Source organism: Cronobacter malonaticus LMG 23826 (genome assembly GCF_001277215.2).
Taxonomy (GTDB): domain Bacteria; phylum Pseudomonadota; class Gammaproteobacteria; order Enterobacterales; family Enterobacteriaceae; genus Cronobacter; species Cronobacter malonaticus.
Genome location: NZ_CP013940.1, coordinates 2,014,519 through 2,037,946 on the forward strand (window position 1 = coordinate 2,014,519; position 23,428 = coordinate 2,037,946).

At 59.0% G+C, this 23,428-nt stretch carries 16 protein-coding genes; 8 read left to right on the forward strand and 8 right to left on the reverse strand.

Features of this window, described 5'->3' with window-relative positions; genetic code table 11:
- Window positions 1–8: 8 nt before the first annotated feature.
- The 7 genes from AFK66_RS09600 (at window position 9) to AFK66_RS09630 (ending at window position 8,622) form a co-directional block, all read left to right on the forward strand.
- Window positions 9–356: a DUF4186 domain-containing protein gene (locus AFK66_RS09600; protein WP_007775174.1), complete on the forward strand. Its 348-nt coding sequence runs from the start codon at window positions 9–11 to the stop codon at window positions 354–356.
- A gap of 131 nt (window positions 357–487) precedes the next feature.
- Entirely contained in the window at window positions 488–1,930 is a 1,443-nt protein-coding gene (locus AFK66_RS09605) for a GGDEF domain-containing protein (protein ID WP_023898755.1), read from the forward strand.
- Between the two features lie 224 nt (window positions 1,931–2,154).
- Window positions 2,155–3,147, forward strand: a complete 993-nt coding sequence (locus AFK66_RS09610; protein ID WP_023898756.1) for a sensor domain-containing diguanylate cyclase — start codon at window positions 2,155–2,157, stop codon at window positions 3,145–3,147.
- A gap of 69 nt (window positions 3,148–3,216) precedes the next feature.
- Entirely contained in the window at window positions 3,217–4,188 is a 972-nt protein-coding gene (locus AFK66_RS09615) for a sensor domain-containing diguanylate cyclase (protein WP_007775169.1), read from the forward strand.
- Between the two features lie 87 nt (window positions 4,189–4,275).
- Window positions 4,276–4,803, forward strand: a complete 528-nt coding sequence (locus tag AFK66_RS09620) for a GNAT family N-acetyltransferase (protein WP_007775167.1) — start codon at window positions 4,276–4,278, stop codon at window positions 4,801–4,803.
- Window positions 4,804–4,920: 117 nt separating this feature from the next.
- Window positions 4,921–6,372 (forward strand): tagaturonate reductase, encoded by a 1,452-nt coding sequence (locus tag AFK66_RS09625; RefSeq protein WP_007775164.1) that lies wholly within the window; start codon window positions 4,921–4,923, stop codon window positions 6,370–6,372.
- Window positions 6,373–6,642: 270 nt separating this feature from the next.
- Window positions 6,643–8,622 (forward strand): autotransporter domain-containing esterase, encoded by a 1,980-nt coding sequence (locus AFK66_RS09630; RefSeq protein WP_007775161.1) that lies wholly within the window; start codon window positions 6,643–6,645, stop codon window positions 8,620–8,622.
- Window positions 8,623–8,684: 62 nt separating this feature from the next.
- Here the strand turns inward: AFK66_RS09630 and AFK66_RS09635 are convergent, their stop codons facing one another.
- The 8 genes from AFK66_RS09635 to AFK66_RS09670 form a co-directional block, all read right to left on the reverse strand.
- The gene (locus AFK66_RS09635; RefSeq protein ID WP_023898761.1) at window positions 8,685–10,268 is read right to left on the reverse strand and encodes an alpha,alpha-trehalase; all 1,584 of its coding nucleotides are present in this window, start codon (window positions 10,266–10,268) and stop codon (window positions 8,685–8,687) included.
- A 202-nt stretch (window positions 10,269–10,470) separates the two neighbouring features.
- Entirely contained in the window at window positions 10,471–12,678 is a 2,208-nt protein-coding gene (locus AFK66_RS09640) for a glycoside hydrolase family 2 protein (protein ID WP_032983225.1), read from the reverse strand.
- The gene (locus AFK66_RS09645; RefSeq protein ID WP_007775151.1) at window positions 12,678–15,359 is read right to left on the reverse strand and encodes a hybrid sensor histidine kinase/response regulator; all 2,682 of its coding nucleotides are present in this window, start codon (window positions 15,357–15,359) and stop codon (window positions 12,678–12,680) included. Before AFK66_RS09645 ends, AFK66_RS09640 begins: the two co-directional genes overlap by 1 nt.
- Window positions 15,356–15,793, reverse strand: a complete 438-nt coding sequence (locus AFK66_RS09650) for a globin (protein WP_007775150.1) — start codon at window positions 15,791–15,793, stop codon at window positions 15,356–15,358. Before AFK66_RS09650 ends, AFK66_RS09645 begins: the two co-directional genes overlap by 4 nt.
- The gene (locus AFK66_RS09655; RefSeq protein ID WP_007775149.1) at window positions 15,790–17,187 is read right to left on the reverse strand and encodes a DUF3131 domain-containing protein; all 1,398 of its coding nucleotides are present in this window, start codon (window positions 17,185–17,187) and stop codon (window positions 15,790–15,792) included. The genes AFK66_RS09650 and AFK66_RS09655 overlap by 4 nt, the downstream gene beginning before the upstream one ends.
- On the reverse strand, window positions 17,172–18,719 hold the full coding sequence (locus AFK66_RS09660) for a DUF3131 domain-containing protein (protein ID WP_032968194.1): 1,548 nt from the start codon (window positions 18,717–18,719) through the stop codon (window positions 17,172–17,174). Before AFK66_RS09660 ends, AFK66_RS09655 begins: the two co-directional genes overlap by 16 nt.
- Window positions 18,716–20,056, reverse strand: a complete 1,341-nt coding sequence (locus AFK66_RS09665) for a DUF3131 domain-containing protein (protein WP_007775146.1) — start codon at window positions 20,054–20,056, stop codon at window positions 18,716–18,718. Before AFK66_RS09665 ends, AFK66_RS09660 begins: the two co-directional genes overlap by 4 nt.
- Window positions 20,053–21,867: a glycosyltransferase family 2 protein gene (locus tag AFK66_RS09670; protein WP_007775144.1), complete on the reverse strand. Its 1,815-nt coding sequence runs from the start codon at window positions 21,865–21,867 to the stop codon at window positions 20,053–20,055. The genes AFK66_RS09665 and AFK66_RS09670 overlap by 4 nt, the downstream gene beginning before the upstream one ends.
- 327 nt (window positions 21,868–22,194) lie before the next feature.
- Between AFK66_RS09670 and opgC the strand changes: the two genes are divergently transcribed.
- A complete protein-coding gene (opgC, locus tag AFK66_RS09675) occupies window positions 22,195–23,415 on the forward strand; it encodes an OpgC domain-containing protein (RefSeq protein ID WP_023898764.1) in 1,221 nt (406 codons plus the stop codon).
- The last annotated feature ends 13 nt before the right edge of the window (window positions 23,416–23,428 follow it).

Consider the following 23,428-nt stretch of genomic DNA (forward strand, 5'->3'; position numbering starts at 1 on the left):
GAGGCGTTATGGATGCGCTGTTCGCGCGCCTGAACCGTTCCGCCTTTCGACGCCGTTTTCATCTCGGCGCGAAAGAGCGGCAGTATTGCATGGATAAAGGCCCGGAGGTGATTGACCAGCACGCCGCGGACTTTATCGCCAGGCGGCTGGCACCCGCTGAGCCCGCCAATGACGGCAAGCAGACGCCGATGCGCGGGCACCCGGTGTTTATCGCTCAGCACGCCACCGCCACCTGTTGTCGCGGGTGTCTGGCGAAGTGGCATAACATTCCGGCGGGCGTAGCGCTCAGTGCCGCACAGCAGGCCTATGTCGTCACTGTCATCCACCGGTGGCTGGTGCAGGAGATGAACCGCTAAACGGCAGCGCGATTTTACGCTGACACGTGTAAACACCGGCAGATTTGTGTTTAAAACGTGTTAAGCTTATTGCCATTCCGTTATCCCGGCGCCGTCTCCCTGCCGCCGCCCGCAGCCGTAAGCGATACACTATGTTTAACCAGGCGAAGCTGACTGGTTTTCGTGAAGAAAAAACGTTGCTCAACGCAACCCTTCTTTTTCTTCTGACCACCCTGTTTTATTTCCTGGGCGCCATGATGCGTCTGGTGGAACCGTTGTCGCTGTTCTGGCCGCTGAATGCGGTCATGGCGGCGGTATTTGCGCGCTATCCGTTTCTCAATCGCCCTGGTTACTACGCTATCTGTTATGTGGCGATGCTCGCTTATGACGCGATGACCACCACGTGGGGCGCGGCCTCGCTGCTGATTAACTTTTCCAATATGGTGTTTATCGTGACCGTGGCGCTGCTGCTGGTGCGCGATAAACGTCGCGGGCCCGCGCTCGCACGCCCGGTTAATGCGCTGCGGCTCTTTAATTACTGTCTGATAGCGGCGCTGCTGTGCGCTTTTTTCGGCGCGACGGGCAGCCTCGGCATCAACGCGCAGGGTTTTCTGCCGCTCCTGTGCGACTGGTTCAGCGAGCAGTTTTCGACGGGCGTCCTTCTGATGCCGTGGATCCTAACGCTCACGCGCCCGTCCTGGCCTTCACGCGTGAAGCCGGAGGCGTTGTGGCCGTTTCTGGCGCTGGTGGCCTCGCTTGCGGCCTCGGTGGTGATTGGCGGCGCGGGCTGTCTGGCATTTCCCGTCGCGGCGCTGATCTGGTGTGCGGTGCGCTACCCGCTGAACGTGACCTGTTTCTTAACGCTCTGCACCGGCGTGCTGCAAATTATTCTGGTAAGCGCCGGGATCATTGAAATCAGCTCCGCGAAGCTCTCTGTTGGCAGCCAGATGTTTTCCACGCGCCTTGGTGTCGCGACAATCGCCATCTGCCCGGCGATTGTGGCGGTGAGCGTCAGCGCCATTAACTCGCTGCTGGCGCAGATCTCCCGGCGCGCCAATTACGACCACCTGACCGGCGTGTATTCACGCTCCGGGCTTTTCGAGGCGCTGGCGCGCGACGATAACAATCCGGCGCTCGCCGGGCGGCCGCTGTGCGTAATGCTGATGGATCTCGATCATTTCAAGAGCATTAACGATAACCACGGCCACGAGTGCGGCGATACGGTACTGGCGGTTTTCGGCGAGAAGCTTCGTACGCTTACGGGCGACGCCGGGCGCGTGGCGCGTATGGGGGGCGAAGAGTTTGTGGTCGTCTGCCCGAACGTCACACTTGATAGCGCGTGTCGCCTGGCCGAATCGATTCGCCAGCAGGTAGCCGGTGAACCGGTGATGTGTGAAGGGAAGGCCATCGCTTTCAGCGTCAGTATCGGGCTTGGCTATGACGCCGCGCCGCAGGAGCGGGTGAGTGATACATTCACCCGGCTGATGCGCGAAGCGGACAGCCTGCTGTATCAGTCCAAGCGGCAGGGGCGCAACCGGACATCGGTACACGATGAACATCAGCCAACGCTTCGCCTGGCGCAGCAGCTCTCGTAACGTTACGTTAATCTTTTCGTGACAACGTCACGTGAATAACTCACTGAACTGTCGTTTTTTTTCAGAATGTGAGCGATTGTTTCTGTCTACGCTTTAAAGTACTTGCCGCCAGGATCCGGGGTTACTAAGATGGCTGGGTTTCGTCACCGGATACTGGTATGAAGAGCGCATCTGAGCAGCTAAACCGTCATCAGCATTCCTCCGCGCTCAGGTTCGTCAGGCGCATGTTCTTTATGCGCCAGCTGGGTACTATCCTCTGCTTTATCCCGCTGTTGGTCTTATTACTTGAACTTCACCGCCCGTGGTGGGCGCAGGTGTTGCTGGCGGCAAACGCTTTTGTCTGGCCTTTTGCCGCGCAATACCGCGCGCGTCGCAGCCTTCATCCAGCCCGCGCCGAACTGCAAAACCTGCTGGCGGACGCGGCGGCGGGCGGCTTCTGGATAGCGCAGACGGCACTCTCGCCGCTAACCTCCGTCGTCATCGCCACCATTTTGCTCGCCGACCGGCTCGCCGCGGGCGGTTTTGCGCTGATGCGGCAGGCCGCGGGCATGATGGTGCTGGTGTTCGGCGCGACCTGGCTTGCGCTTGGATTACCTGTCACGCTTTCGGTCTCTTCCCGCACCCTCTACGCCACGTTGCCGCTCATCTCCGTCTATGTGCTGGTGCTCAGTATGGTAAGCCATGCGCTTTCAACGCGCCTGCGGGAGAAAACCCGCGAGCTTGAGCGTTACGCCAATACCGATCCGCTGCTCAATATCGCGAACCGGCGCAGGCTGGAGCATGATATTGAGGCGGCGCTGCAGCGCTTTCATCAAAGCGCACAGCCCGCGGCGTTAATGTTTATCGACATTGATGATTTTAAAGCCGCGAACGATCGCTACGGCCACGAGGCGGGAGACAGGCTGCTGGTTACGTTCTCTGAAATTTTGCGCGGGGCGACGCACGCGGGTGACACAGTAGCGCGCTTTGGCGGCGACGAGTTTGTGGTATTGCTGCCTGACACGTCGTTCGGGCGCGCCTGCGCGGTGGCCGATCGTATTATGGCGCAGACCGCGAAGATGGACGTTTTCCCGGACAGCGCGCTGCGCTGCACGCTCAGTATTGGTATCGCCCGCGCCACGACGGAGATGCGCGGTGCGGCGCAGTGGCTGAAAGCAGCGGACGACGCGCTTTACAGCGCCATGCGCGAAGGTAAAAATCGTATTTACGCGCTTTGACGGCGGCGGTCTCTTTGCCTGATGCCGGATACGCTATGCTTCAATTAAACAGTGCTTACAGGTTGCGCAATGAAAACACCCGATATCCCGGTTAATGAGCAGGCGCGTCTTCAGTCCCTGCATGATTCTGGCCTGCTTGATGCGGCGCCGACAGAGCGTTTTGACCGTCTTACCCGGCTTGCGAAGCGCCTTTTTAACGCGCCGGTGGCGTTGATAAGCCTCGTCGATCAGGAGCTGCTCCTGTTCGCCTCCTGCGATGGCGCCGAGCCTGTACCGATTCCGCGCCGCGTGTCGTTCTGCGGACATACGATTTTAAGCAATACGCCGCTGGTTATCTCCGATGCGTTAAGCGACGAACGCTTTCGCGATAATCCGCTGGTCAACGGCCCGCCGCATATTCGTTTCTATGCCGGTTGCCCGGTGCGGCTGCCCGATGGCGCAACCGCAGGCTCACTGTGCATTATCGATACGGAACCGCGTCAGTTCAGCGATACCGACGCGCAGGTTTTACGGGATCTGGCGGCGATCGTTGAAGATGAGTTTATGGTGCTGAGCGTGGCGACCAGCGACGAACTGACCGGGCTTTTGAACCGACGCGGCTTTACCTCGCTTGCCGGCTACGCCTTTTCCACCCACAAGCGTCGCAGCGAGCCGATGTCGCTCGGATTTATCGATCTTGACGATTTCAAAGAGATTAATGACACCTGGGGGCATGCCGCCGGGGACGAGGCGTTAAACGCCATGGCAATGGTGATGAAAAACGCGTTTCGCGACAGCGATCTGCTGGGGCGACTCGGCGGCGATGAGTTCGTCGTGCTCTTTAACGATACCGACGAAAAGGGTGCCTGGATTGCCCTGCAGTATCTGGTCGAGCAGACCGACGCCTTTAACCGTGACAGCGGTAAACCGTGGCGGCTTGGCTTCTCGTGGGGCGTCGTGCAGTTTGATGATAATAAACATCAGGATCTCGCCGGGCTGCTGAAAGCCGCCGATAACGAGATGTATCAGATGAAAACTACCCACAAGCGCGCCGCAGGATAAGATTTTCCTCTGACCCACTGCGGCGTTTCTCCGCCATGATAGCGTTTATCCTCTATTCCTTTGATAAATGCTCATGGCGGAGTGTCAATGTCCCGTTCTTATACCGTTCGTCGTCTCAGCGCGGCGGAAATCCCGACGTATCTTGATTCCCTGTGCGATGTGCTCACCGACTGCGTGGAAGGCGGCGCGTCGGTGAGTTTTATGCTGCCGTTCAGCGCGGAGAAAGCACGCGCCTTCTGGCTGGATGTGGCCCAAAGCGCGGCCCGTGACGAACGCGTCGTGCTCGCGGCGTTTGATGAGCAGGGGAAGGCCGTCGGCACCGCACAGCTTATTGTCAGCCAGCCGGAAAACCAGCCGCACCGCGCGGATGTCGCGAAACTGCTGGTGCACCGCCGCGCTCGCCGCGCCGGAATAGCTCAGGCGCTGATGCAGCAGCTTGAAAGCGAGGCCCGTAAAGCCGGTAAAACGGTGCTGGTGCTGGATACGTCCACCGGCAGCGATGCCGAACGCTTTTATTCACGCCATCAATGGGAAAGGGTCGGCGTGATCCCCCATTACGCCCTGATGCCAGACGGCAGTTCCTGTGGCACCACGCTTTTTTTTAAGCAGCTATAAAATTTTTTAATAAAACCGCTCAGTTTGATCGAAACGGGGTTTCATTAATGGTGGTTCTGATAGCGTTGACGTCAGTATCCGTCAGCGGTCTGCTGTTAATCCATCAAGGAACCCATTGTGAAAACATTGAATCGTCGTGATTTTCCCGGCGCGCTCTGGCCGGAGCGCATCATCCAGTTCGGTGAAGGGAACTTCCTGCGCGCTTTTATCGACTGGCAGGTTGATCTTCTCAATGAACATACCGATCTCAACGCCGGGGTGGTCGTGGTGCGTCCCATCGCCAGCGATTTCCCGCCGTCGCTCAGCACGCAGGACGGGCTGTATACCACGATTATTCGCGGTCTGAATGAGAAGGGCGAGGCGGTGAGCGAGTCACGACTCATTCGTTCCGTGAATCGTGAAATCAGTGTTTATGCGCAGTACGACGAATTCCTTAGGCTTGCGCATAATCCGGATATTCGCTTTGTGTTTTCTAATACGACCGAAGCGGGTATCAGCTATCACACCGGCGATAAATTCGATGACGCGCCAGCGGTGAGCTACCCGGCGAAACTCACGCGCCTGCTCTTTGAACGATTCAGCCATTTTAACGGCGCGCAGGTTAAAGGCTGGGTGATTATTCCGTGCGAGCTGATCGACTATAACGGCGAGGCGCTGCGCGAACTGGTGCTGCGCTATGCCCATGAGTGGGCGCTGCCGGCGGCCTTTACCGCCTGGCTTGAGAGTGCGAATACTTTTTGTTCGACGCTGGTTGATCGTATCGTCACGGGCTATCCGCGCGATGAAGTGGCGCAGCTTGAAGCGAGCCTTGGCTATCACGATGCGTTTCTGGATACCGCCGAACACTTTTATCTGTTCGTTATCCAGGGGCCGCAGTGGCTCGCAGAAGAGTTACGCCTCGATAAGCTGCCGCTCAATGTGCTGATTGTCGATGACATCAAGCCGTATAAGGCGCGCAAAGTGGCGATTCTGAACGGTGCGCATACCGCGCTGGTGCCGGTTGCTTTCCTGGCCGGGCTGGATACGGTGGGCGAGGCGATGGATGACGCGCAGATTTCTGCTTTCGTTGAGAAGGCCATCCATGAGGAAATCATCCCGGTGCTGGCTCTCCCGCGCGAAGAGCTGGAATCTTTCGCCGCGGCGGTGGTGAGCCGTTTTCGCAACCCGTATATCAAACATCAGCTCCTTTCCATCGCCCTTAACGGCATGACCAAATTCCGCACACGTATTCTGCCGCAGCTGCTGGCGGGGCAGGCGCAGACGGGCGTGCTGCCGCCACGGCTGACCTTCGCGCTGGCCGCACTCATTGCGTTTTATCGCGGCGAGCGAAACGGAGAGGGCTATCCGCTTCAGGATGACGCGCACTGGCTGGCACGTTTTGAGCAGCTCTGGACGAAACTTGGCGATAACACCATTACGGTGCGTGAGCTGGTGGACGCGGTATTGGCCGATGGCGAGCACTGGGAGCAGGATCTGACCGCGGTGCCGGGGCTCGCGGAGCAGGTGACGCGCGATCTCGACGCCATCCTTAATCAGGGTATGCGTCACGCCGTCGCGCCGCTGTGCTGACAGGCGTATACGATTCAAAGCGAACCCGGCGGCTGCCGGGTTTTTCATAAAGACCTGATTTTAGTTACAACATACTTTGAATCAAGCTTAAAAACACTCACTTAAACGGCAGCATTGTCTGCTTTCTGGCAGTGAACATCAGGCAAACCGTCACATTTCTCGCGCAGACTCTCAATTCCAGGCGTTAACCGGGTGCGCTTGCAGAAACGCTCTACACTCTATAACGCATGGCTTTCTTTCGATTTTTACCTCTGAAACGCAGGAGCGCGTATGTCTTTTTCACTCTCTGGCCTTTCCCTGCGGGTAGGGCTGGCGCTGGGCTTAGCTTGTGGCGTTGCCGCGCCCGCGGCCGCCTGGGATAACCTCTATGTCTTTGGCGACAGCCTGAGCGATACCGGCAACAATGGCCGTTACACGTTCGACAGCAACCGCTATCCGCTGTATGACGAAATCCTCGCGCAAAAATATGGCCTGACGCTTGCGCCCTCTGATAAAGGCGGTAATAACTACGCCGCAGGCGGCGGCATAGCGGTGCCCGCGCTGGGTTCTGACAACACTCAGGATCAGGTACAGCGTTATCTGAGCCAGACGAATGGCCGGGCAGACCGCGACGGGCTGTATATCCACTATGTGGGCGGCAACGATCTGGGTGCCGCGGTGCTGCAACCGCTACAGGCGCAATCCATTGTTACCGGCAGCGCCACGGCGGCGGCCTCGCAGGTGCGCACGCTTTTAAACGCGGGCTCAGGGACGGTGATTGTGCCGACGGTGCCGGATGTCTCCGCGACGCCAACGTTAATAGAAACCGTTATACAACTGGGAACGGCCGGTAACAGCGCCGCGCTACAGGCCGCGTTCACGTCCCTTGGCAATGCGCAAACCCCGACGCTTGCCGCGCGCCAGGAGGCGATTCGCAACGCTTTCTACGCGGCGGCGGGCGAAGTCAGCCCGATTCCGGCGTTGCAACAGGCGCTTGGCGATGCGCTTTATTCCGCGTATGAAACAGCCGCCGGGCAGGTTTCGGCGTTAAGTCAGCTCTATAACGCGACCGAAGAGCAGGCGCTGGTCGCAAACGGCGGCGGCAATATCGTGCGTGCCGATATCAACGCCATTTTCAACGAAATCCTCGCGAATCCGGCGCAGTTCGGCATTACCAATACCGCTGGCATGGCGTGCCCGCCGGGGCTTTCCGCGGCAGACTGTACGTCGTCGAGCGCCGGGTTTAATGCAAACCAGGCGTGGCTCTTTGCCGATCATCTGCATCCCAGTCCGCAGGTGCACCGCCTGATGGCGGATTATATCCAGTCGATTCTCGCTGCACCGGCACAGGTGGCGCTGCTGAATAAAGCGACGGCGGCGCAGGTGCAGAACAGCCGCGCCACGCTCGACAGCCGTTATCAGCAACGCCGTACCGAGCAGGCGGAACAGGGCAGCGCAGGTGTGTTCGGCGGCTACAGCGGCGAATATGCGCGCTACACGAAAAACGAGACCGGCGACGGCAGCGCCAACACGAATAATCTGACGATCGGTGCGGATTACCGGGTGACGGAAAACTGGCTGGTCGGCGCGCTGATTGCCGGGTCGCTCGATGACCAGCGCCCGACCGATAACCTGAGCTATGACGCGCGCGGTTATCAGGCGGCGCTCTTTACCGCGGTTGATTTCGGGCCGGGCTGGGTCAACGCCGATGTCCACTGGCTGAAAGGCGAGTACCGCAATATCCAGCGCCGCGTGGTGTTAGGGCCGCTGACGCGCGTCGAGACAGGCGAAACCGATGCCAAACTCTGGGGGGCGCGTCTGACCGCCGGGCTGGATCTGCCGGTGACCCGCGCGCTCACGACCGGACCGGTGGTGCAGTACGCGTGGGATTACAGCCACGTGGATGGTTACAGTGAAGCGGGCGACGACAGCACCGCGATGCGCTTTCGCGATCAGAATTTCCATTCGCAAATCGGCAGCATCGGCTGGCGTCTTGATGCCGATATCGGCCCGGTAAAACCGTATGCGCAGGTCGATTATAAGCATCAGTTTGGCGATTCGGTCTGGCGCGGTCAGGGCGGGTTGAAATCAACGTCGCTCACCTTCAGCCGCGACGGGGCGCAGGATGACAAAAACTGGATGGATATCACCGCCGGTGCCAGCGTCGCGCTGAGCAGCAATGTGTCGGCGTTCGCGGCGCTGTCGCAAACCGCAGGGCTTAGCAGCGGCGAGCAGACGCGCTATAACGTCGGCCTCAGCGCCTCGTTCTGAGTCAATTCACGCCATAAAAAAGGGCAGCCATCGGGCTGCCCTCTGTTTTTGCGATAAACCAGTTACGGCTCGCCATACAGCGCAATCAGACGGCGCGTGACGCCGTTGGTCCAGCCGAAGCCGTCCTGCAACGGGTATTCACCCCCACCACCAGGACGCGGCGAATAGTCGGCGATATGGTACTTCTCAATGAGCTTATGGTTCTCATTGTAGAATCGTTTCACCGTACGCAACCAGTTATTGGCAATGATGTCTGCCAGCGCGTCGTCGCCATAGTTTTTCAGGCCCTGAATAGCCATCCACTGAAGCGGTGCCCAGCCGTTCGGTTTATCCCACTGCTGTTCCGTTTCCACTTCGGTGGTCAGGATACCGCCAGGGCAGAGCAGACGTTCACGCAGATTCGTCGCGATGCGATCCGCTTGTGCGTAGCTCGCAAGCCCGACATACAGCGGCACCACGCAGGCGGCGGAGAACGACGCGAGCTGGCCGCGACGCCAGTCGTAATCGCGAAATGCGCCCATATCGTTATCCCACAGGTAGCGGTTAATCGCCTCGCGGCGATCGATCGCCTTTTTGCGGAACACCGTCGCGGTGGCCGGAATACCTTTTAACTGCGCAATGTTGGCGATAGCGGTTTCCAGCTTGTAGAGAAACGCGTTGAGATCCACCGGCAAAAAGTGCGTGGTACGGATGCTCGCCAGACGGTCAGGATCGCGCAGCCAGCGGGAGGAGTAGTCCCAGCCGGAGGCCGCGCCCGCGCGCAGATCGCGATAGACCTCGCTCGCCGGACGACCGGAGAGCTTCGCGGTTTCCACATCCTCGCGCCAGGATTCGTCACGCGGCGTATCGCGGTCGTCCCAGTAACGGTTAAGCACCGTCCCGTCGGCCATTTTCACCACATGGCGAAAGGCCTGGCCTGGCTCCAGCGTGTCGGCACCGTCCATCCAGAAAGCGTATTCCATCAGCAGATGATCCAGATAGCGCCGCGCGCCGCGCACGCCATCTTCTTCGAACAGCTCGACCATCAGCGCAAACACCGGCGGCTGCGAGCGGCTCAGATAATACGTGCGGTTGCCGTTCGGGATATGCCCGTAGTTTTCAATCATCCAGGCGAAGTTATCCGCCATGCAGCGCAGCATATCGTGACGGCCGCTTTCGGCAAGGCCAAGCATGGTGAAATAGGAGTCCCAGTAATAGGTCTCCGTAAAGCGCCCGCCTGGCACGATATACGCCTGCGGCAGCGGCAGCAGCGAGGAGTTTTCCAGATGCTCATGCGGCTGGCGCGTCAGTATCGGCCATAAATTGTCGATGTGCTCGGTCAGCGTCCGGTTCGGGTCCGAGACATACGGATTGGTGTTGATCACCGGAAAGTAAAAGTGTTCTTCGACAAAACGGCGCAGGTCGAAGTTCGGCAGGCGTTTGGCCTGACGATAGTTCATCAGAATAGTCAGCGGCGACACTTTCGGCGCGCAGTCCGGGAACGTCTTACTGTCCGCAAAAATACGGGAGGCCTGAACATGCTCAAACAGCTCTAAATAGCGGTCTGCCGGCGTCAGCGCGTCGGGGGATGGCATGCCTTCGATCGATTCAGGCTGCGGCTCGACGTCGCGGGTATCCGGAATAATTTCACCCGATTCAGGGTCCATACGCGCCTTCTCAGCTAATTCCTCTGTGAAAGGTAAGCGTGTTGTCTGTTGAAACATGCTAATACGTACCTCCAGAGCGGCTTTCGTTTCAGATTCTGTAAGTTTAGCAAATCGTTATCGCTCTTTAACCGGGCGGCAAAGAGTTTAAGAAGAGACTGAACGCCGCGGGGCGTTCAGTTATCCGTACAGTGTGCTTAACGCCTCAGGGTGCGACGGTGGTCTCATAGAAGTTACGACCAACCGTTTTGCCTTGCGCATCAAGGATTTCATACTCGATGCGCAGCGCGCCTGGGGCTGCGGGAGTGAACGTCAACTGCGCCACCTGGCGGCCAGAGTCAGGCGGGAGGGTCATCGGTTTGCTCTCTTGCTGCCCGGCAATGCCGGGCGTTTTCACGCGCCAGCGCAGTGTACACCCGTCGCAGGGCGAAAAACTATCGTTTATCGCCCATAATTTGACCACTCCGGGCGTACCGGCGCGCCAGTTAAGCGTGACCGGCTCGATGGATGGCAACAGCGGCTGATACGCGCGTTGCAGCGCGTAATAACCGGCTTTCGGCTGACGCAGATAATCCACCACGCCCCAGTTAATCGACGGCCAGGTTTCGACAAACATAAAGTGGAAAAGGGCGGTTACGGGTTGATACCGCTGGCGTCGGTAGCTCTCTGCCGCCATGCCTACTAAATCAGCCTGGTATTTCTGCGTGTTATGGATAAATTCGTCCATATTTTTACCGCGCGGGATTTTGGCGAAGCCAAACGTCTGGAACGGCTGGAAGTTATGGTATTTCCAGATTTCCCAGTCGGGATCGTCCGCTTTTGTCGAGGCGGGCCAGCGTTTGTCGGCAGGGATAATCGTTTTCAGCGTCGAGAGTTTCGGCAGCGCCTGTGCGCCAAATTCCGTAATAATGCCGGTTTTCGCCGGTTGCAGCACATCCGTCATCACGCCGAAATACCAGCCCTGCCAGTAGTGCTCTTCCACCGCCGAGAAACGGTGCACAATGCGGCTGTCGTCTTTAGCGAGGGCGTCTGCGACGCGTTCCGTCAGAACGCGGTTAAGATCCTTATGCCAGTCCGGGAAGCGCTTTTCCATCCACGGCGAATTCCACGGCGGCTCGTTGTGGCCGCCCCAGGCGATAATGGCCGGTGAGTTACCGATCTGTTCGGTCATCTCCAGACTTTGCCGCGCGGCGTTATCGGCAAATTCAGGCGTGTCCTTATAGCCCCACTGGAGCGGCACGTCCTGCCAGATCATCAGCCCCATCTCGTCGGCCATGCGATAAAGCGGACGGCCCGCCACGTGGCCGTGGACGCGAATGGCGTTGGCGTTCATTTTCAGCGCGAGAGAGATATCGCGACGATATTTTTTCTCATCCATCTCGCTGAGCCACGGCGAGCCGATATAGTTGCTGCCCTTAATGAAAATGCGTTTACCGTTCAGCACCCAGCCTTTGTTATCCGGCTGTTCGACAATCTGGCGCAGGCCAGTGCGGCTCGTAATGCGCTCCATTTCACCTTTGTCGTCGCTGAAGGTCGCGCTAACGCGGTAGAGGTGCGGAAAGCCATAGCCTTTCGGCCACCAGAGCTGCGCGCGCTCCATGGGTAGCGTCAATGTCAGACGCTGCGGCGTGGTGCCGGTCGCCTCGAGACGTACTTTCTGTTTTTGCGTGAAGTGGTCGCCGTTAAAATTTGCCGGCCGGGCGCGCAGGGTCAGTTCCACCTCGCGCGCCTGCGTGGCGCGATAAACTACTTCGACGCGAAGCTGCGGTTTATCAAGCCCGTGCTGGAAATCGGGGCGCAGGATCAGGTTATCGACCGTCACGCCGCGGCTCAGATGCAGCCGCACCGGCGCCCAAATGCCGCCCGAGTTGGCGTCCTGGCCGCGCGGCGACCAGGCACCGCCGGGGCGGGTATCATGCTGATTCAAGACGCCTTTTACCATCGTTTTATGCAGTGGCCAGATGGTTTTGGGGTCTTCAAAGGGGCTGTCGACACGCACCGCCAGCTTGTTGTGACGTTGTAACTTTTCGGTGATGTCATATGCGAAACGCTGGAAATAGCCCTCGTGCCTGCCGAGCGGCTGTTGGTTCAGCCAGGCGTCGGCGTAGTAATCCACACCGTCAAACACCAGCGTCGCCATCGTATCTTCCGGTAACGGCGGCAGGGTAAACTCATGGCGATACCAGAGCACGCCCTGATGATCCCAGCCCGCCGTGTACCAGTTCGCGGGCACCCGCAATGTGCGCCAGTCGCGCACCGGGCCTTGCTGGCCCATAAACGCCGCGTCATTGCCGTCGTGGGCGCGCCAGTCGCCCGCGAGCGACCAGCTGGCGGGCACCGGCACCGATGGCGCTTCTCTGGCGGCAACTGCGCCGCTTGTGAGCACGAATAACGCACAGGCCAGACGTTTCATCATCCCTCCAGCAGTTGAATCAGGAATTCACGCACGCGACGCTGCTGCGTCCCGAGCGCCTGACGCCATGCCTCGCGCTGCGCCGATGGCGCGCCAGGCTCCTGGCTTTCTATCTCCTGCAGCAGCGCGGTCAGCCCGTCAAAGCCGAACGTCGCCGCTTCGCCGCGAAGCTTATGCGCCAGCCGGTGCGCCTGCTCGCCGTCGCCTGCGGCAAGCGCGGCATCGAGCAGCCCGGCCAGTTCGTCAAAGCCTTCGGAAAACAGCCCGAGCAGCTCTTTTAACAGCCCCATATCGCCGTCGAACGCGGCCAGCAGCTGCGCGCTGTCCGGGAGGCCATCGGGCGGCGGCGGGGCGCTTTGTGGAGCGAAGCGCGAAAGCTCTTCGGCGAGCGCGACCAGCGCCACCGGTTTTGAGAGATAGCCGTCAAAGCCCATCGCGAGGCAGCGTTCGCGGTCGCCCTGCATGGCATGAGCCGTCATTACAATCGCAATCTGATGCCCGCCGCGCAGCGCCTCTTCCTGGCGTAGCGCGCGGATTGCCGCTTCGCCGTCCATGACCGGCATCTGCAAATCCATCAGAAGAATATCCCAGCCGCCGTGACGCCATTGCTCAAGCGCCAGCAGGCCGTTATCCACCGTCACGCACTCATGGCCGAGTTTTTCCAGCAGGCGCACCGCCAGCAGTTGGTTCACAGGGTTATCCTCCGCCAGCAAAATGCGCATCGGCGTGCTGTATGCCAGTTCAGGCACCGTGGGTGCTACGGGTGCGGCCTGCTCAGTTCTGGCGGGTTCCGGGCGCAGCGCCTCGCCAAGCGCGCGTGCCAGCTCCTGCTGATCGACTGGCTTATTGAGATACCAGGCAATGCCGGTACGCCGCAGTGTGGAGAGATCGAGATCGCGGCTCATGGAACTGAGCATAATAATTTTGCTGCGCGACGCCTGCGGGAGCACAGAGATCTCAAGCGCCAGCGAGATGCCGTCCATTTCCGGCATCTGGGCGTCGAGGACGATCACCGGGAAATCGCTGTCATTTTCAAGCAGCGCCAGCGCGCCCGTGGCACCGGAAACGCATACCGGGTTCAGGCCGAGCTGATTCAGCATCGCCTGCATCAGACGGCGGTTAGTGGCGTTGTCATCCACCACCAGCACGCGCTCGCCGCTGAAGTGGGTCAGCGGCTGAACTTCTGGCGTCGCCTGCGCCGCGCTTTGCAGCGGCAGGGTAAAGCTGAATTCACTGCCCTGATTCGCTTCACTGGCGACGGTCAGCAGCCCGCCCATCATCGCCACCAGCCTGGCGGATATGGTCAACCCCAGCCCGGTACCGCCGTAACGGCGGGTGGTAGAGGTATCCGCCTGGCTAAAGGCTTCAAAAATTACCTGCTGTTTTTCCGGCGGGATGCCGATGCCGCTGTCGCGCACCCGAAAGCGCCATTCGCCGGGCTGCGGGCCAGGCGCTACCGCCAGCAATATTTCGCCCTGATGCGTAAATTTCAGCGCGTTACTGAGCAGGTTGGTCAGCACCTGGCGCAGACGCACCACATCAACACGCAGCGTCTCGGGTACGCGCTCATCCACCTCGACCAGCAGCTCTATCTGCTTTTCGCTCGCAAGCGGCATCAGCGGGCGCACCAGCGACTGTATAAACGGCCGCAGCGCCACATACTCTTCATGCAGGACGATTTTGCCCGCCTCGATTTTCGAGAAATCGAGAATGTCGTCGATGATGTGCAGCAGCGACTGCGCCGAACTCATCACCAGCGTCAGGTATTCCCGCTGTTCGCTGTCTAAATCGGTATCAAGACAGAGCTGCGTCATGCCGAGAATGCCGTTCATGGGCGTGCGGATCTCATGGCTCATGTTGGCGAGAAACGCGCTTTTGGCTTCATTCGCGGCGCGCGCGGCGTTGGCCGCCTCGCGGGAGAGCAGCTCGGCCTCTTTGCGCCGGGTGATATCCTGAAGCGTGCCAATGAGCCGCTCAATCTGGCCGGTGACGGTGAGCGCGATGATCTGCCCGGAGAGCAGCATCCACAGCCACTGGCCACTGCGATGCTGAACACGGATCTCGCATTCAAAAACGGGCATCTGGTGTTCACTGGCGCGCTGCATGGCGTTTTTCAGCAGATCCCGGTCGTCCGGGTGGATCAGCGAGAGCAGAAAATGGCTGGTATGCTGTAACTGGCCGCGCGGCTCGCCGAGCAGATTCAAAAAGGCGTCGTTGAGATGCAGTGCGTCAGTCGTGACCTGCCAGTCCCAGATGCCGATATGAATCGATTCGGCGGCCAGCAGGAAGTCGTCATGCAGAAGCTGGCGCGTATTCTGTACGTTATCGAGCGCGCTGATATCGGTATGCAGGCTGATGATGCCGCCGTCGGCGGTGCGCTGATGCTGAATAAACAGCCGCCACGCATGTAACTGACGCACTTCGCAGTGGCCATCGTGACGACAATTCGCAAGCAGGGAGGCGATAAGCGTATCGCGGCTGCGGCTGTCGGTCTGATAGCCCGCGTTGATAAACACCTCCGCCAGCGCGCTTAACGCTGCGCCCTCAACCAGATGCGCTTCAATGCCAGGATAAAAGCGGCTTACCTGCGCGTTCCAGGCGACCAGCCGCTCGTCTTTATCATAAAACAGCAGGGCGGCGGGCAGCGCGTCGAGCGCCGTTGCAAAGGCGTCATTATTCATAATACCGCCCCAGGCTGATAATGCAGTTCCGCCTGGCGGCGCATATATTCAAGCCCCGGCGCGATGGTCATCGCCCAGGCGGTTAGCACCTCTTCATCACACGCCGGGTCGCGTTCCGCCACGGTGTCGAGGATTGCCCGCCGCCAGTGGGCGAAGAAGTTTGGCGGCAGACGCACGCCGTTGCTCTCCTGCTGGCGCGCCAGACGCTCCAGAAAATCGGGTACCATCAGCACGCCATCCACCATCAGCATCGCGAAAAAGCTTTTATAGACGAACCGGCGCAGCGTCACCGGCTCCACCGCCGCGAAATGCTGCTCGGTTTCCGGCGTCATATGAATAAAACGGTTAAAAAAGGCGTCAAAAAACGGCTGCTTATTGTCGTCAGGAAACAGGCGGCTGTAGCTTTCGTCAAAAAGATCCCGATAGAGCATCATCGGCGAACCTCCGGGCGGCTTTCGCCAGGCAGACACTGGCGCAGGGGGTTGAATACGTCGCTCAGGCGGCGGCTGAAATAGCTGCCCGCCGCAGGGGTGTCGCTTGCCAGCAGCGGGCCACCGTTGGCTTTATAGAACAGTGCTTCCAGAACGGTGGCGTTGGTGGAGAGCGTCAGCGAGCGGTTGTAGTCGCCGGTCGCCTCGACGCGGCCCTCGTACCAGCCGCGTTTTTCGTCATACATCAGGTGTGTTGCCTGCATCAGCGCGTCGGTATACGGGGTGTCCCACAGAACCCACAGCGAGAAAACCGCCTTGGTGGAGACCTGCGCCAGACGCGGGTACTCTTTGCCGTCGTCGCCGAGCGTGTTCCAGGCGTAACCGTTGGCCCAGATAGTGTCTGAAGCGTGCCACGGTGCCACGCTGGTACTGAAATCGGCGCGGGCGGTGAGGATATTCTCCTGCTGCCAGCGGCTCTCTTGAGAGAGATAGACAAGCTTTGCGCGCTCGCGCAGATCGTCGATTTTCTCGCGATCGACGCCCGGCACTTCCCAGCCGAACTCCAGCCCTGGCAGCGTATAGGGCAGCGTGGTAATGAGTGACGGCTGCCAGGTGGTGCGGGGATCGCGGGCATCCACCGGCAGCGCGCGGTCATACAGAATCACGTTCTGCGAGGGTGGTCCCCAGGCTTTCGCGGGCTGAAACCCCCACAGGCTGAAGCCTGCGGCGGCGTATTCGCTTTCGCCAAGACGAATTTCGTCGCGCGGCGCCAGCAACCCGTTTTGCATTTGCGCGGCGTAGAGCGTGCCGCCTTTATCGATGACCGGGCAGAAATTCCAGCGCATCACCACGCGCTCCAGATATTCGCTGTATTGCGGGTGATACTGCGCCACCAGACGCAGCGCCAGCATCAGCCGCGCCATATCGCGCGCCGACCAGCCCATCACGCCCGGTTTGCCGGTGAAATCCACCATCGCGGGTGTCCAGGTGGAGTAGAGACGGTTCGGCGTCTGGCGGTTGGTCAGCGGCAGGCGATTGAGCGTGCCGAGCATCCGGGTCAGCCTGTCGTCGAAAGTTTTCTCATCCACCAGATTCAGCTCGCGTGCGGCGGTCAGCGCAATCAGCGAGTCGCCTATCTGCCAGAGTGACGCGACGGGGCGTTTATCGCTGCCGTTAACGAGGCCGGTGGCCTCCTGGGTGTTGTTTTCAAAATAGCGCCAGGCGATGGCGGCCCATTGGCGCTCCTGCGGCGTGAGCTTACTGATGCGCGCGGTGGTGTGCCAGCCCCCGTGCGAGAGCCAGCGCCAGCCCGCGCGGTCGTCACGCAGCAAAAGCCAGGCGAGCGCCACGCCCAGCACGGCGAGGATAAGCAGCAGGCGGCTTACTGTTTTAAGCATGTCGCGGTGACCGGTGGCAGTTTCACAGGTTCGTCCTCTTTACAGGTCGCGCACTGGCAGGCCTGACAGGTCGGCTTACTGCGTATCGCGGTGCCGCTCTGCTGACACCAGTTCTGGATGCCCGGCGTCATATTGAGGAACGGGCGGTTACGGCGGGTATTGTTCTCCTCGAAGAGATCGACCAGTTTTTTCTCCCACAGCGACGGGGCGTAGTTTTTATTCTTCGGATCGTCGGTGTTAAAGCGCAGCAGTTTGCCCTCTTTTTTGTAGAGCAGCGCTTCCAGCATGATGCCGTTATTGTTGCCGGTGAAGGCATTGATCGGCCCGTCGCCGTTCTCATAGATACCTTCGTAATAGCCCTGTTTGGGATCGTTGGCGTTCTCAATTGTGGTGAAAAGCCGGTCGGTGTAGGGCGAATCCCACAGCACCCACATGCCGAGCGCCGCCTTGAGCGATACCGCCGCCACCTGCGGCACATACTGGCCCTTGTCGGTAATGGTGTTCCAGTTGAAGCCGTCGCTAAACACAGTGTCGTAAACGAAGTATGGCGATTTATCGAGCTGATGCTCAGAGCGCGCGGTCAGCACGCCGGTGATGGTGTAGCGGTTTTCCTGCGCCTGATAGACGCGGTCGGCGAAGTTCTTCATCCATGGATGGGAGAAATTATTGGGACTGTCGTCGCGGTCTTTGGCGGTATCCCAGCCCATCTCCAGCCCGTAAAGCAGGTAGGATTCGGTCACCACATAGTTATGCTGGCTGGTACGGCGCGGATCGCGGGAGTCATACGGCACCAGCACGCAGTAGATATCTGCCAGCGCGTAGGGCTCCGGGCGGCTCGCCTGGCAAGTGTTGAAGCCCCAGAGCTGATAGCCCACCGCACCATACTCTTCATACCCGAGACGGCCTTCCTGAACATATTTCGGCTGGTTGTTATCCAGATAGGCGCCATACATGGTGCCGCACGGATCAATAACGTTGGTGAAATCCCAGCCCAGCACGATGTTATCGACGCTATTGCCATATTCGGGGTAGCGCTCTTTAACGATTTTCAGCCACAACAGCATGCGGCCGATATCCAGCGCCGAGAAGCCGATCTCGCCCGGTTTGTTCAGGTAGTTCACCTTCTGCGCGGTGATGGTGTTATAGGCTTTGTTCGGTACCTGGCTGCGAAACAGATCGAGCTTATGGAGCGTGCCAAGCATCTTCAGCATCCGGCGGTCAAACTCCGCCTTATCGATAATGCCCAGTTCGCGGGCGGCCACCAGTGCGCCGATATAAGAGCCGGTATCCCACATGGTGGTGGAGGGGTACTGGTTTACGGCGTTCACCAGCCCCGTTGTCGGCTGGTAGTTGACCACGAAATATTGCCAGGCGTTTTTCGCCATTTTCATTTCGCGCTCGGTCAGCTCGCCGTGACGCGCCGGATAATCGTTAGCGGGCAGTTCGCCCCGGGCATGCGCCGTCATACATCCAGGCAGCATAACCAGGCAGGCTATGAGGCGAAAAAAGAGGGGCAAAGATTTAAGGCTCATGGCGTAACTCCCGCAGAAGCAGTGGCGGTGGAAGGCGTGTGCTGGCATCCCAGACAGAGCAGTTGCCCGCCTTTGATATAGGCAAGGCTCTCCAGCACCACCGCGTTGGTGTCGGCATCAATCACGTTATTCACGCTGTTATTCAAATTCAGACCGCGCTGCCAGCCTTTACCCGGCACCAGCAGCGGCTGCACCTGCTGGCGCAGGGCTTCGCTCCAGCCATTGCGAAAGAGCGCATACCAGGCGAAGGCGGAGCGGGTGGAGGTAATCGCCGTTCGTTCGGGCGCGGTTTTGTCATACGCCGTTTCGCCGGGCGTACGCTGCGGCTGACGTTCAGGAATAGCGGCAGCGAAATCGGGCGCCTGTTCGGCGTAGTCGGTGCTGATGGGCGGTTTGCGCACCCGCAGGCTGTGGCGACGCTGCTGGATCTGCATGATACGCCACGCCACTTCGCCGCTCTGGGCGTCAAAGCCAAGCTCAAGACCGGTTAACAGCCACGGGAGACTCACCAGCGAGGGCTGTTTGCCCCACGGTGTACGCAGCCCTTCATCCGGCACCATGATCCCGTCGATATCGATCATGCTCTGGCCCTCCGGCGGCTGCGTGACCGCAAGCCCGGCCGTGGTGTTGATAAGCCGCAGCGTATGGCTTGCGTAGGTGCGATAGCCAAAGCTGTCGCGCGGCTCGTCGGTCGGGATCACCCAGTGGCGTACCGCCAGCGCCGCGTTAGTGTTTTTCGCCTGGACGAAGAGCGCGTTAAGATTCCAGCGCGCCAGTAGCGCATCTACCGCGGCCGCGTGTTGCGGGTAGTGCCACAGCAAAACCTGTAGCGCCATCAGCAACCGCCCGAGGCCTATCGCGCTGCTTTCAGGCTTGCCTAAAATCTCCTGCGGCTGACCGCGGTAATACGCGGCGGGCAGGCCGTCCGGCGTCAGCGGCAGCTCGCCCAGCGTAAATAACGCCTGGGTAATACGCTCGTCGAATTCGTCGCGGGTGATCACCTCCAGCCGGTAGGCTGACACTGCCGCCAGCAGATAACTGCCGGTGCTCCACAGGCTGAACCAGGGCGCGCCGTCCTGGGCGTTAACCAGTCCGTCGGGGCGGCTGTTATTAACGAAATATTGCCAGGCGACGCGCGCCCAGACCGCTTCATCAAAGGTGAGCTGCCGGGCGTCGGGCAGCGGCGGGAAATCGTCGCTTAACGTCATGCCGCTGCTGCTCTCCACGCGTGTCGGCATCTGGCGTTCCACCCAGACCACCACGGCGAACCCAATCAGAAAGCCCACCAGGATGGTGATATAGCTGCGCGCACTCAGCAGGGCACTGGAGACTTTCATGCGCCGCTCTCCTCATCCGCAGGCTGCCACATGGCGGCCATGATCATAGGGAGCATGGCGGCGATATTCACCGCGCCCCAGAAGATGTTAATCACGTAGCCGGAAGGGTCATCCACCGCGCCGCGCGCCACCTGAATACCGCCCCAGATAAGCCCGATAAGCGTCAGCACCACAATGGCGATTTGCGGTTTCACGAGATAGAGAAACCGCCCGGTCTGGCGCTCTTTCGGCGTCACGTGAAATTTAATCTGCTCACCGCGCAGCACCGTATCGAGCGCTTTTAAGTTCATCGAGAAAAACGCCAGATACGAGGCGCGGCCATCCCACGCGGAAATCCCCCAGGTACCGAACATAAACGCCAGCTCCGAGACAATAAAAAAGGGCAGAAAGTGCAGATAGAAGGGCGTTGACCACGCTGAAACGGGCGGAATGCCGGTGAAGAGATAAATCAGCGGCGAGATAAGAAACACCGTATTCCAGATACAGGCCAGATAGGACCAGAAGGTGGTGGCGTACATCAGCGTCTGCGGCAGCGAAAGCTTAAAACGGCGGCGGCTGAAGATATTGTCGTGAAACAGAATGTCCAGCGAGCCTGCGGCATATTTAAAGCGCTGGATAATCCAGGTGAGCATATCCTGCGGCGAGAGCATTTTGGATTCGATACGCGGATGCATCACCGAGCGCCAGCGGCGTGCGCTGTCGCCATGCAGCACAATGGAAGTGTAGATATCTTCCGAGACGTGGAATTTATAGGGCGTCAGCTCGGTGTCATAGAGCACGTGCGGGCGCATGGCGTCCTGAAGCGCTTCGCGCATCGACGGGTCGCGGATATCGCGCGTGTGGCGGTCGATTTCTTCTTCCACGGTCCAGACATAGCTGCGTAGCGCCGCCTGCATAATCGCCTCACGGCGATGCACCGACGCCGCGCCACAGCAGAACGCCGCGTTAGCCCAGTTGCGACGACGCAGGATCACGTCATAAAACATGCGCGGATCGTTAAAAAACGGATCGCGCCCGATAGTCACCGGGCCGACGATTTTCTCCGAGAGCCAGCCGAGTGCGTAACCCGGTTTGCCCGCTTTGCGCGACAGCAAGCGCGGCAGGCGTTCACCTTCAGGGAGATCGAAAAACCACTGCGGCGTCTGTACCCAGGCGACGTCCGGGTCGCGGAAATAGCCGAGCGTATGCTCAAGCAGCGTCGGGAAGACGCGGGTGTCGGCGTCGCAAATCACGATAAAATCGCCGTCGGTCTGCTCAAGGCCGTTGCGCAGGTTGCCCGCCTTAAAACCGATATTTGTTTCGCGGGTAATGTAGTTAACGCCTTCTTCCTCGCAGACTGCGCGCATTGCAGGGCGGCGGCCATCGTCCAGCACGTGAATGCGGTAATCGAGCGGGCCGGGGTAGCGTATTTTAAGCGCGTCCTGAATAGAGAGCCGCACCAGCTCCACATCTTCGGAATAGGTGGCGATAAAGAGATCGACGCGCACCGGGCGCGGCTCGGTCTGGTCTTCCACATTCAGGCAGTCGTTGATATCCAGCGGCGCGGGCTGTTGCGGCGGGTCGTCTTCACGCCACAGGTTGATGGTAAAAAGCACCGTACCAATCCAGGCGCAGGTTTCGGCAATCACCAGCGGCAGCGCGTACCACAGCGCGTCCATATTGAGCGATTCCATCCAGCGCCAGCGAATATAATTCGCTCCCAGCACTAATGCCGCGACCGACATTATCTGCCAGAGAATTCTCACCACGCGGGGCGTTTTTAACGGCTCCGGCGGTTTACGGTCTTCAAAACGGGAGAAATAAAAACCCATAGCGGCATCATCATCCAGACACAACCCAGACAGTGGCGGCAAATAATTGTCAAAGGTAACTATTCACCGTCAGAGAAATATCTCTGGTTCAGTTTTAGATTCGTTTTAAGTTTATGAAGTGATTGTAGATGCCCGTGCTGAACTTTCCAGAAAGATAAATTTATGGCGCACTTTGCACCGTTTCGCTTTTTCGTTTACCACTGCGGGAAAATATATTTTTCGCGAAACGCTGACAGCCGCTTATTGCCGTATACACTTTCCTGATAATACTCAGAATATATTGCGCCGCCGGAAACAGGCGGCCCCAGCCGATAAGAAACCGTGCCGATGACCGATACTGCAAGCGTAGCCTCCACCCGCGATATGCCGCGCGCGCGCGTCTCATGGCGCTATGTCGCGGCCGACCGGCGCGATCTGCGTATCGACCTGATGCGCGGCATTGCGCTTGTGATGATGGTGGTCGCGCATACAGAAGTGATGTCGATATTTAATATATTGACGTGGGAGCGTTTCGGATTAACTACAGGCGCTGAAGGCTTTGTGATCCTGGCCGGGTTTATGCTCGGCATGCTTAACCGGCAGCGGTTGCAAAAGGCGGTATTACTGACGGTAGGCTGGACGCTCTGGCGGCGTGCCTGGAAGATCTATCTGGTTAATATCATTATTATCCTGAGCGTACTGCTGATATCGAAAATACCTTTTATTAATACCTTTGAAATAACCCACTTCGTCGATCGTTACTCCGGGAATAGCTGGTCGCTGTTTCCTACCACACCGCAAATTAAAGAAACCTGGTTCAACATTATTTTATTTTTGCAGATAGGCCCGCACCAGACACAAATTCTGGGTCTGTATGTGTTTTTGCTGCTGTTAAGCCCGCTGTTTCTCGCTTTACTGCACTATCGTAAAACCGCCTGGCTGATTGCCGGTTCGGCAGGGGTGTATGGCCTGTATCAGGTGACCTCATTTCGTCTGACCGCCAGCGAGTTTGAGTTCGCGTTTCCGCTGATGGCCTGGCAGTTCATTTATATTCTGGGGATGTGCTGCGGCTGGTACAAAGAGGAACTGTTATCGCTGGCGCGCACCGGCCCCGGCAAAGTAACCGTCGCGTTTATGGTTATCTGCGCACTGATCATGATGTTTATCGCCCAGAACCATACTAACCCCTTTATGCCGCCGGGTCTGCTGCTGCATATCATCCCGCCTGCGGATTTCAACGCGCTCTACCATACCTGGGCTGCCAAAAACGGCCTCGGACCACTGCGTGTGCTGAACGACTTCTGCCTGATGGTGACGGTTTATCTGCTGCTGACCTTTTGCTGGACACCCATTAACAGACTGGTCGGCTGGTTTCTTATTCCGCTTGGCCAGCACTCGCTCTATACCTTTATTTTGCATGTGTATGTAGTGCTGCTGGTAAGCCAGGTGGTGCATTTCGATTTATGGCATCAGGCCTGGTTTGTGAACACACTGGTTCATAGCGTGGCGCTGGGCATTCTCTGGCTGATGGCGAAATATGACGTCGCCGGACGCTGGATCCCCAATTAAGGAACGACAAGGG

Bases quoted from the DNA above. Each gene is read 5' to 3' on its own strand.
- AFK66_RS09600 (WP_007775174.1), top strand. From the start codon at position 9: ATGGATGCGCTGTTCGCGCGCCTGAACCGTTCCGCCTTTCGACGCCGT.
- AFK66_RS09605 (WP_023898755.1), top strand. From the start codon at position 488: ATGTTTAACCAGGCGAAGCTGACTGGTTTTCGTGAAGAAAAAACGTTG.
- AFK66_RS09610 (WP_023898756.1), top strand. From the start codon at position 2,155: ATGTTCTTTATGCGCCAGCTGGGTACTATCCTCTGCTTTATCCCGCTG.
- AFK66_RS09615 (WP_007775169.1), top strand. From the start codon at position 3,217: ATGAAAACACCCGATATCCCGGTTAATGAGCAGGCGCGTCTTCAGTCC.
- AFK66_RS09620 (WP_007775167.1), top strand. From the start codon at position 4,276: ATGTCCCGTTCTTATACCGTTCGTCGTCTCAGCGCGGCGGAAATCCCG.
- AFK66_RS09630 (WP_007775161.1), top strand. From the start codon at position 6,643: ATGTCTTTTTCACTCTCTGGCCTTTCCCTGCGGGTAGGGCTGGCGCTG.
- AFK66_RS09635 (WP_023898761.1), bottom strand. From the start codon at position 10,268: ATGGACCCTGAATCGGGTGAAATTATTCCGGATACCCGCGACGTCGAG.
- AFK66_RS09640 (WP_032983225.1), bottom strand. From the start codon at position 12,678: ATGAAACGTCTGGCCTGTGCGTTATTCGTGCTCACAAGCGGCGCAGTT.
- AFK66_RS09645 (WP_007775151.1), bottom strand. From the start codon at position 15,359: ATGAATAATGACGCCTTTGCAACGGCGCTCGACGCGCTGCCCGCCGCC.
- AFK66_RS09650 (WP_007775150.1), bottom strand. From the start codon at position 15,793: ATGATGCTCTATCGGGATCTTTTTGACGAAAGCTACAGCCGCCTGTTT.
- AFK66_RS09655 (WP_007775149.1), bottom strand. From the start codon at position 17,187: ATGCTTAAAACAGTAAGCCGCCTGCTGCTTATCCTCGCCGTGCTGGGC.
- AFK66_RS09660 (WP_032968194.1), bottom strand. From the start codon at position 18,719: ATGAGCCTTAAATCTTTGCCCCTCTTTTTTCGCCTCATAGCCTGCCTG.
- AFK66_RS09665 (WP_007775146.1), bottom strand. From the start codon at position 20,056: ATGAAAGTCTCCAGTGCCCTGCTGAGTGCGCGCAGCTATATCACCATC.
- AFK66_RS09670 (WP_007775144.1), bottom strand. From the start codon at position 21,867: ATGGGTTTTTATTTCTCCCGTTTTGAAGACCGTAAACCGCCGGAGCCG.
- opgC (WP_023898764.1), top strand. From the start codon at position 22,195: ATGACCGATACTGCAAGCGTAGCCTCCACCCGCGATATGCCGCGCGCG.